This is a genomic window from uncultured Granulicatella sp. (genome assembly GCF_963515615.1).
Classification (GTDB): domain Bacteria; phylum Bacillota; class Bacilli; order Lactobacillales; family Aerococcaceae; genus Granulicatella.
Map to the genome: position 1 here is coordinate 20130 of NZ_CAUPZT010000021.1, position 8734 is coordinate 28863.

Annotated in this window: 12 protein-coding genes; 2 read left to right on the forward strand and 10 right to left on the reverse strand. The window is 33.3% G+C overall.

Features of this window, described 5'->3' with window-relative positions; all coding sequences use genetic code 11:
• Positions 1-32 precede the first annotated feature (32 nt).
• From nrdH to lspA, 10 genes are all read right to left on the reverse strand, one after another.
• A complete protein-coding gene (gene nrdH / locus RYL55_RS04895; protein ID WP_315007793.1) occupies positions 33-269 on the reverse strand; it encodes a glutaredoxin-like protein NrdH in 237 nt (78 codons plus the stop codon).
• Between the two features lie 234 nt (positions 270-503).
• The gene (locus RYL55_RS04900) at positions 504-668 is read right to left on the reverse strand and encodes a hypothetical protein (RefSeq protein WP_314111112.1); all 165 of its coding nucleotides are present in this window, start codon (positions 666-668) and stop codon (positions 504-506) included.
• Between the two features lie 55 nt (positions 669-723).
• A complete protein-coding gene (locus RYL55_RS04905) occupies positions 724-1350 on the reverse strand; it encodes a thermonuclease family protein (RefSeq protein WP_315007797.1) in 627 nt (208 codons plus the stop codon).
• 79 nt (positions 1351-1429) lie between these two features.
• The gene (gene frr, locus RYL55_RS04910) at positions 1430-1990 is read right to left on the reverse strand and encodes a ribosome recycling factor (protein ID WP_315007799.1); all 561 of its coding nucleotides are present in this window, start codon (positions 1988-1990) and stop codon (positions 1430-1432) included.
• Position 1991: 1 nt separating this feature from the next.
• Positions 1992-2714, reverse strand: coding sequence for a UMP kinase (gene pyrH, locus RYL55_RS04915; RefSeq protein WP_315007801.1), 723 nt, complete (start codon positions 2712-2714; stop codon positions 1992-1994).
• A gap of 100 nt (positions 2715-2814) precedes the next feature.
• A complete protein-coding gene (tsf, locus tag RYL55_RS04920; protein ID WP_315007803.1) occupies positions 2815-3696 on the reverse strand; it encodes a translation elongation factor Ts in 882 nt (293 codons plus the stop codon).
• Positions 3697-3801: 105 nt separating this feature from the next.
• Positions 3802-4572, reverse strand: a complete 771-nt coding sequence (rpsB, locus tag RYL55_RS04925; RefSeq protein ID WP_314111106.1) for a 30S ribosomal protein S2 — start codon at positions 4570-4572, stop codon at positions 3802-3804.
• 170 nt (positions 4573-4742) lie between these two features.
• The gene (gene pyrR / locus RYL55_RS04930; RefSeq protein ID WP_315007804.1) at positions 4743-5282 is read right to left on the reverse strand and encodes a bifunctional pyr operon transcriptional regulator/uracil phosphoribosyltransferase PyrR; all 540 of its coding nucleotides are present in this window, start codon (positions 5280-5282) and stop codon (positions 4743-4745) included.
• Positions 5283-5294: 12 nt separating this feature from the next.
• On the reverse strand, positions 5295-6188 hold the full coding sequence (locus tag RYL55_RS04935) for an RluA family pseudouridine synthase (RefSeq protein ID WP_315007811.1): 894 nt from the start codon (positions 6186-6188) through the stop codon (positions 5295-5297).
• Position 6189: 1 nt separating this feature from the next.
• Complete coding sequence (lspA, locus tag RYL55_RS04940; protein WP_315007806.1) at positions 6190-6654, reverse strand: signal peptidase II; 465 nt, start codon at positions 6652-6654, stop codon at positions 6190-6192.
• A gap of 239 nt (positions 6655-6893) precedes the next feature.
• Here lspA and RYL55_RS04945 point away from each other — a divergent pair, with 239 nt between their 5' ends.
• Together RYL55_RS04945 and RYL55_RS04950 are read left to right on the forward strand one after the other, a co-directional pair.
• Positions 6894-7526: a YkyA family protein gene (locus tag RYL55_RS04945; protein ID WP_314111100.1), complete on the forward strand. Its 633-nt coding sequence runs from the start codon at positions 6894-6896 to the stop codon at positions 7524-7526.
• 6 nt (positions 7527-7532) lie between these two features.
• Entirely contained in the window at positions 7533-8726 is a 1194-nt protein-coding gene (locus tag RYL55_RS04950) for a putative glycoside hydrolase (RefSeq protein ID WP_315007809.1), read from the forward strand.
• Positions 8727-8734 lie beyond the last annotated feature (8 nt).

Below are 8734 nucleotides of genomic sequence, written 5' to 3' on the forward strand. Positions count from 1 at the left end.
AAAAATCGTTTTATAAATTCAATGTTAAACTCTTAGCCTACTAATTGTTCTAAAATATCTGGGCGGAAACCAAAGAATGGTTCAATACCTTCCGCTACAATTACTGGTAATGATTGGAAGCCTAAAGCTTTCACTTCTTCTAAAGCTTCTTCTGATTCAAACACATCCTTGATGACAAATGGTACTTGATTATCCTCAAAAAATTGTTTTGTAAAATTGCATTGCATACAATTTGGTTTTGAATATAGTGTAATTTGACGTTTTGACATATACATCTCTCCCTTATGGTTCATACAGGTAGTATAATACCTCATATCTGGTTAAAATACAATATATTGTGCTTAAAATTTTTATTTTATTTTTTAAAACACAATATATAGATAAAAACTGTTATGGTACACTTGGATAAAACTTGATATAACGCCAAAAACAGTTTTGATACACAGGTCATAGAATCCATCTAAGGCGTAAAACACTATATTTAGTACTTAACTTTTACTTAATTATTCGTTTTCGGAATCTTTCATTCTTTTAATAGTTACAGCATAAACTGCAGCTCCAATAGATGCAAATACTGCAATCATCTTTTTATCATTGAAAAAGACAGTAAAGACAACTACCAAAAAAATCAAAAATAAAATGGTTGCCATAAAACTTCTTTTTTTCATACCCCTGCCCCCCTTAACAATAATCTTGGCAAAATTATATCATAAACGAAACGAATTAGTACACACTTGTATCAAATCCACGGTTAGTTACATAACCATCTTTTTCCCAAATATTTTTCTTTTTCTTCTTCGCTTGCTCTTCAACTTTTTGTAAGTCTTTTAATAGCGTTGTATTCGGTGGATGAGCATATCCTACTCTTGCTAAACTTTCTTCTACTAAAGTTTGTTGTAATAATTTTCCATCTAAATAAACATACATCAAAGCACGTCCATATTTATCTGTATAATCACCAACATCAAATTTACCTTCTACTTTTTTAGCCTTTTTTAATAACTCTTCTGTTTTTTGTTTTGCTTGATCTGCAAATGGTTGAGCAACCTTTCCTTCTTTTGCTGTTTCCGGTGTATCAATTAATAGCAAACGGATTTTAAACTCTTTCCCATCTAATCGAACATGGAATGTATCACCATCAGCTACTTTACCAACTTCCAGTGTATATTTTTTTGACTTATCATAACCAGAAAAATCTACTGTACTTTCAACTTGTGTTTGACTAGCATTTGATTTATTGGGAATTTTCTTTTGATTGTTCGAGAAAAAACCAATTCCAGAAATAATTAGGATAAGGACTAATACCGCTAATTTAACAAGTAAAAATTGTTGCTTCTTAGTTAATTTCATATAATCTCCTTTCAACGATTCAAAAAATAAGTGACAACAAATCTTGTACATGAACTAAGATTTGTTGTCACAGTATTAATTATACTTCTAATAATTCTTTTTCTTTCACTTGTGCTAAATGATCAATGTTTTTTACACTGTCATCCGTTAATTTTTGAATATCTTTTTCATATCCACGTAAATCATCTTCAGTGATTTCTTTATTTTTTTCAGCTTTCTTTAAATGTTCAATGGCATCACGACGAATATTACGAACACTTACTTTAGCACCTTCAGCTTCTTTTCCTACTTGTTTTGCTAATTCTTTACGACGTTCTTCTGTTAATTGTGGAATGACTAAACGAACAACGCTACCATCATTAGTTGGTGTAATCCCAATATCAGACATTAAAATTGCACGTTCAATATCTTGTAAACTTGATTTGTCATAAGGTGTAATTAAAAGCATACGAGCTTCAGGAACTGTTACAGAAGCTAATTGATTAACTGGAGTTGGAACTCCATAATACTCAACTTGTAGGCGATCTAATAGACTTGCATTCGCACGTCCAGCACGAATTCCGCCTAATTCACGTTGTAGAGTATCTTCAGTTTTTTTCATACGTTCTTTTGCATTTGCAATAATTTCAGTTGCTGTCATATTATTTCCCCCTTACAGTTGTACCGATATTTTCACCAAGAACAGCTCGACGAATATTTCCTGTTTCATTTAAATTGAAGACAACTAATGGAATATCATTATCCATAGATAACGAACTAGCAGTTGTATCCATAACTTTTAATCCTTTTTGAATGATATCTAAATGTGTTAACTCCGTAAATTTAATGGCGTTTGTATCAATACGAGGGTCTGCACTATACACACCATCAACATTATTTTTAGCCATTAAAATTGCATCTGCTCCAATTTCAGCAGCACGTAATGCAGCTGCAGTATCTGTAGAAAAATAAGGATTTCCTGTACCACCTGCAAAAATTACAACTCGAGATTTTTCAAGATTTCTTACAGCTTTTCTACGAATATATGGCTCCGCAATTTGACGCATTTCAATAGAAGTTTGAACACGTGTAGGAACTCCAATGTTTTCTAAAGCATCTTGTAAGGCTAAAGCATTCATAACAGTTGCAAGCATACCCATATAGTCCGCTTGAGCACGTTCCATACCTACTTCTTCTCCTGTTACACCACGCCAAATATTTCCACCACCAACTACGATTGCAATTTCAACATTTAAATCATGTACTTCTTTAATTTCTTTTACGATTTCTTTAATCGTTGGAGGATTAATTCCAAAACCTGTTTGACCAGCTAATGCCTCTCCACTTAATTTTAATACCACACGTTTATATTTAGGTTCCACCATTATAAGGACTCCTCTTCTATTTAGTTCTTAGTGAATTTAGTCTAAAAAAAAGGGGAATAGAGGGCAGCTTCCTACCTTATTCCCCACTAATTGAAATCAATTATTTTTTAACTTGTCCCATTACTTCTTCAACGAAGTTGTCAACACGTTTTTCTAAACCTTCACCAACTTCATAACGGTGGAATAATTTAACAGAACCACCTTTAGAAGCAGCAAATTTAGAAACTGTTGTATCTGGATCTTTAACGAATGGTTGGTCGTTTAAGCTGATTTCAGCTAAGAATTTGTTTAAACGTCCAGCAATCATTTTTTCAACGATATTGGCTGGTTTACCTTCGTTTAATGCTTGTTCTGTAAGAACTTTTTTCTCATGTTCTAATTCATCAGCAGAAACTTCTGAACGGTCAACATATTTAGGATTGATTGCTGCAACGTGCATAGCAATGTCTTTAGCAGCATCTGCATCTGTAGAGCCTTCTAATACAGTTAACACACCGATACGTCCGCCCATGTGTAAGTATGCTCCGAATGCATCTGCATCAGATTTTTCAACGATTTCAAAACGACGTAATGAAATTTTTTCTCCGATAACTGTAGTTGCTTCAGCGATTACGTCAGAAACTTTACCTTCTGGAGTAACGATTTCTAAAGCAGCTTCTAAGTTAGCTGGTTTATTTGCTAAAATTACTTCTGATAATTTAGCTACTAATGCTTGGAATTTGTCGTTTTTAGCAACGAAGTCTGTTTCAGCATTTACTTCTAATACAACTGCAACGTTTCCATCTACTAATACGTTTGTAATACCTTCTGCTGCAATACGGTCAGCTTTTTTAGCTGCTTTTGCTAAACCATTTTCACGTAAGTAGTCAACGGCTGCATCGATATCTCCTTCAGTTTGAACTAATGCTTTTTTAGCATCCATCATCCCTACGCCAGTCATGTCACGTAGTTGTTTTACTAATTGTGCTGAAATTTGTGCCATTTCAATTTCCTCCTAAATGTTATAAATTTACAAAACTTATTTTTAAAAAAAGCTGTTTGGATGAAAGTTTTCTTTTCCGATTCCAAACAGCCTACTGGTTAGTGATTATTCAGCGTTGTCGCCTTCAACTAATTTTTCAATATCTTCTAATGAAGTATCTTTATCTAAGTCTTCTTCGTCAACTGCTACGTCTTCACCTTGGTTACCTTCAACGAATGCATCTGCCATTTTAGCTACGATTAATTTAACCGCACGGATTGCATCGTCATTTGATGGAATAACAACATCGATTTCATCAGGGTCACAGTTTGTGTCAACCATAGCAACGATTGGAATGTTTAATTTGTGAGCTTCTTGAACTGCAATACGTTCTTTACGAGGGTCAACGATAAACATTACATCAGGAATGCGTGGCATATCTTTAATACCACCTAAGTATTTTTCAAGTTTGTCTAATTCTTTTAATAGAACACCAACTTCTTTTTTAGGTAATACTTCGAAAGTACCGTCTTCTTGCATTTCTTTAATTTTTTTCAAGCGGTTGATACGTGTTTGGATTGTATCCCAGTTAGTCAACATACCACCTAACCAACGATGGTTAACATAGTATTGACCTGTACGGATTGCTTCATCTTTAACAGCATCTTGTGCTTGTTTTTTAGTACCTACGAATAAAGCAATACCTCCGTCTTGAGCAACTTCACGCATGTAGTTGTATGCGTCGTCCACTAATTTAACGGTTTTTTGTAAGTCGATGATATAGATACCATTTCTTTCTGTGAAGATGTATCTCTTCATCTTAGGGTTCCAGCGACGTGTTTGGTGACCGAAATGTACACCAGCTTCTAACAATTGTTTCATTGAAATAACTGCCATTTTTGTTTTCCTCCAATTTTGGTTTTATTTTTCCTCCCCAATTTTCATCGACAAGGGTACTTATTCCTAAGCACCACCCTTATCATCCAATTAGGTGTGAAATATGGTTTTTATACCGTTAGTAATATTACACTAATCTGAATTAGAATGCAACTATTTTGATACATTCACTATACTTTTTTTAATGTAACACATTCTTCATCGTCAACTTCATGTAATTTCACTAAAATTTCTTCTTTTTTAGAAGTTGGAATATTTTTTCCAACATAATCTGGACGAATCGGTAATTCTCGATGTCCTCTATCAATTAAGACTGCTAAACTTATCGTTTTTGGTCTACCGTATTCCATTAGTGCATTTAATGCAGAACGAACTGTTCTACCAGTAAAGATGACATCATCTACTAAAACGACATTTTTTCCATTTAATGAAAAAGGAATATTCGTTCCATTAATTATTGGATCTACCGTTGGATCCGGTTCGTGACGATCATCTCTATATAATGTAATATCAATTTCACCTAGTAAAACTGGTTGCTTTTCAATGGATTCAATTTTCTTTTGCAATCGTTTAGCAATATGAACTCCTCTTGTCTTAATTCCAACAAGCACTAAATCTTCAACCGTTTTATATTGTTCTATAATTTCATAAGAAATTCGAGTCATCGAACGATTAATGGTCGCTTCATCTAATAAGAATTTTTCTGACATATCCATACTCCTCTACTGTAGTTCTTGAATCATTTCTTCAAATTCTTTTGGTAATGGACTTTCAAAATATAGTTTTTCTTGTGTAATAGGATGAACAAATCCTAAAGTCTCAGCATGTAAATATTGCCCAAATTCTGTGGCATTTTTTCCATTTGGATGATACATCGGATCATTTAAAATCGGATGCTGAATAAAATCCATATGGGCACGAATTTGATGTGTTCTTCCGGTTTCTAAATTCAATCGTAACACACTTGTGTCTTTTAACGCTTGAATGACTGTAAAATGAGTAATTGCTTGTTTTCCTTCTTTTTGAACACAACGCTTTAGACGATTATGTGGATCTCTAGCTAATGGTGCATCCACTGTACCAGTAATATGCTCAAATCTTCCATCTACAATTGCCACATAACTACGAGTCATGGAATGATCCATTAATTGATTCGATAAACCGACATGAGCTTGTGGTGTTTTTGCTACAACTAATAATCCAGATGTATCCTTGTCAATTCGGTGTACAATTCCCGGACGATAAGTTTCAGACCCCTTGGATAACTGATCCACATGGTAAAGTAATGCATTCACTAATGTACCCGTTGAATGTCCTTTTGAAGGATGGACAACCATACCACTTGGTTTATTAATGACTAATAAATGTTCATCTTCATAAACAATTTCTAATGGAATATTTTCTGCAAGAACCGTTAATTCTTCCTCTTCTTCAATTTGAATGGTAACATGGTCTCCATCTTTTGCTTTATAGTTCGCTTTAACAATTTCTCCATTTACCGATACGAATCCTGATTTTAACCATTGTTGAATGACTGAACGAGTATGAGATAATTCTTGTGTTAGAATTTTATCGAGTCTTTCACTTTTGTCCAATGATAGTGTTAATTCAATAATTTTATTTTCCACTTTTTTCCTTCTTTCTTTCAACAATTAAAATATATAGGAATAATGCCACTACCCCAACCGTTAAACAAATATCTGCAATATTAAAAATTGGAAAATCGATAAATTCAAATTGAAACATATCGACAACAAATCCTAATCGAACACGATCAATAAAATTCCCTAATGCTCCAGCTAATAATAAACTATAGGTTGTCAACGCAAATTTTGATTTTCCTCTTTCTTGAAACATTAAATACAAAATCGCAGAAACCCCAAAAGCTGTAATAATATAGAAAACAAATTGTTGTCCTGCTAAAATTCCCCATGCTGCACCCGTGTTTTGAATATAAAATAACTTCACAATTCCTGGTAATAATTCTTGACCAGTATCTAACGCAAAATTAGAAACAATCCAAACTTTCATGGCCTGATCTGCCACAATGAATAATAAACTTAAAACTAAATAAATAATCATAAAATACCTCTTTCTACTCTCATTAGTTCTATTGTACCTATTCTATTAATCTTCGTCAAACAAGAGAATAGCAAATAGAAAAAATAAAAAATTAAACTAAAAATAGCAAAAACATCCCCACTTTCACATGGAAAAGCCATCAAATCAGTTAATAATTTGTATATTTCACAAAAAAACTGTATAATAACAAAGTAATTTGTGTGTCTATAAATGAAGATGCGAAAAATAAGGAGTGTGTTATGAAAAAAATTGCTACGAAGGTATTCTTGATTAGTGCAAGTTTGCTAGTATTTGCAGCCTGCTCTAATACAAAGAAGAGTGCTGAAAAAACTGTTCAAGAAGTACAAGATACCTTACCTGTGGTTGTTGATCATTTAAACAACATCCAAACTTTTGAAGCAAATTTGCAAAATGATTGGGAAGATGATATCTCTGATGATTCAACTCTAGCAAATTACGCTAAGAAAAAAGGTAAAGTTTTTGATAATCTACAACAAAGAAGAGATATTCAAAAACAAATTACTAAAACATTAAAAGTGATTCGTGATGATGCGTCTCACCTTAGTAATTTACAAGACAAAAACTTGCCAAGTGTTGAAATTAAAATCGTAAGCTCAAACTTGCAAAAAATTGTCGACAGTATTACGGATTACATCAAAAAATCTGAGGAACAATTAAACAATGAACAACAATTCTTTGTTGAAATTTCTGGAAATAAATTAACGAATGATGATTTACGAAAAAAAATCATAGTTTTAAACCAAGCGGCTATTGATCGTCAAAAAATACTGGAAGAAATTAATGAACCTCTGACAGCCATTGACAAACCTATCCGTATTCTTAAGGCTCGCTTGAGTACAAGAAAGGAGTAGTTGCTCATGAGAAAAATAAATCGATTGATGCGTATCCTTTTATTAGGAGTATTCATCCTTCTATTTAATCCAGTTCGTGCTGAGGAAGAAACGACTCAAAAATTAACATTGAGAACAGCTAGTTTATTAAAAGTTCCCGTCAACTTTCCTACAGATAGTAGTTATGATTCTGGGATTACTATTCCCTACCCTAGAGATGGAGTAAAAGGAATCTATGTACAAGCATTTAGAGCAAAAGGAACTGAACTTGATAGAATTGTACAATATATTGATAAAACTGATGCTAATGCAGTTGTAATTGATGTTCGTGATGGATATGGAAAAATTACAATGCCATTAGATACGGATAATCAAACAATCCAAAATAATACCGTAAATGAAATTACAGACACAAAACAATTACTAAAAACTTTGGAAAAACATCAAATCTATCCAATTGCTCGAATTGTAAGTTTTGGGGATCACTTAGTACCCTATCAAAATCCTGATTTAACATTCCGCACGCAAATGGGAACTGTTTGGGAAAATGATGAAGGTGAATCTTTTTTAAATCCTTTCCTAAAAGAAAATTGGGAATATATTGCTGAAATTGCTGTAGGTGCAGCTAAAGCAGGATTTAAAGATATCCAATTAGACTATGTACGTTTCCCGCTAGGGTTTGAATTAATTGAAAAATATTTAGATTACGACTTAGGGGATTACAGTCATTACACTGATATGGATGAGGCACGTATTGCTGCAGTCACAGACTTTGTAGAATATGTTCGTACTAAGTTAAAACCTTACGGTGTTCATCTTTCTGCCGATATTTTGGCACACGCGATTACCGCTTCAAAAATCGGTGGGATTGGTCAAAAATTCACGGATATTGCAGAACATGTTGATGTTATTTCTCCTATGATTTTCCCAAGTCACTGGGTAAATGGAGCTTTCGGTGTAAAAGAACCGGATAAACAGCCTTATGATATCGTGAGTCAATATATGAAAATTGAGAATGGGTATTTTAAAGATTTAAATCCCTCTCCTACTTCAAGACCTTGGATTCAAGCATTCACAGCTGATTATTTAGGCGAAGGAAACTATCAGTTATATACAGCTGATGTCATTAGTCAAGAAATTAAAGCTTTAAAAGAAGCCGGAATTAAAGAATACCTACTATGGAATGCAGCCAGTCAATATTCAACAGAAATTGATTTTTAAGACAAAGA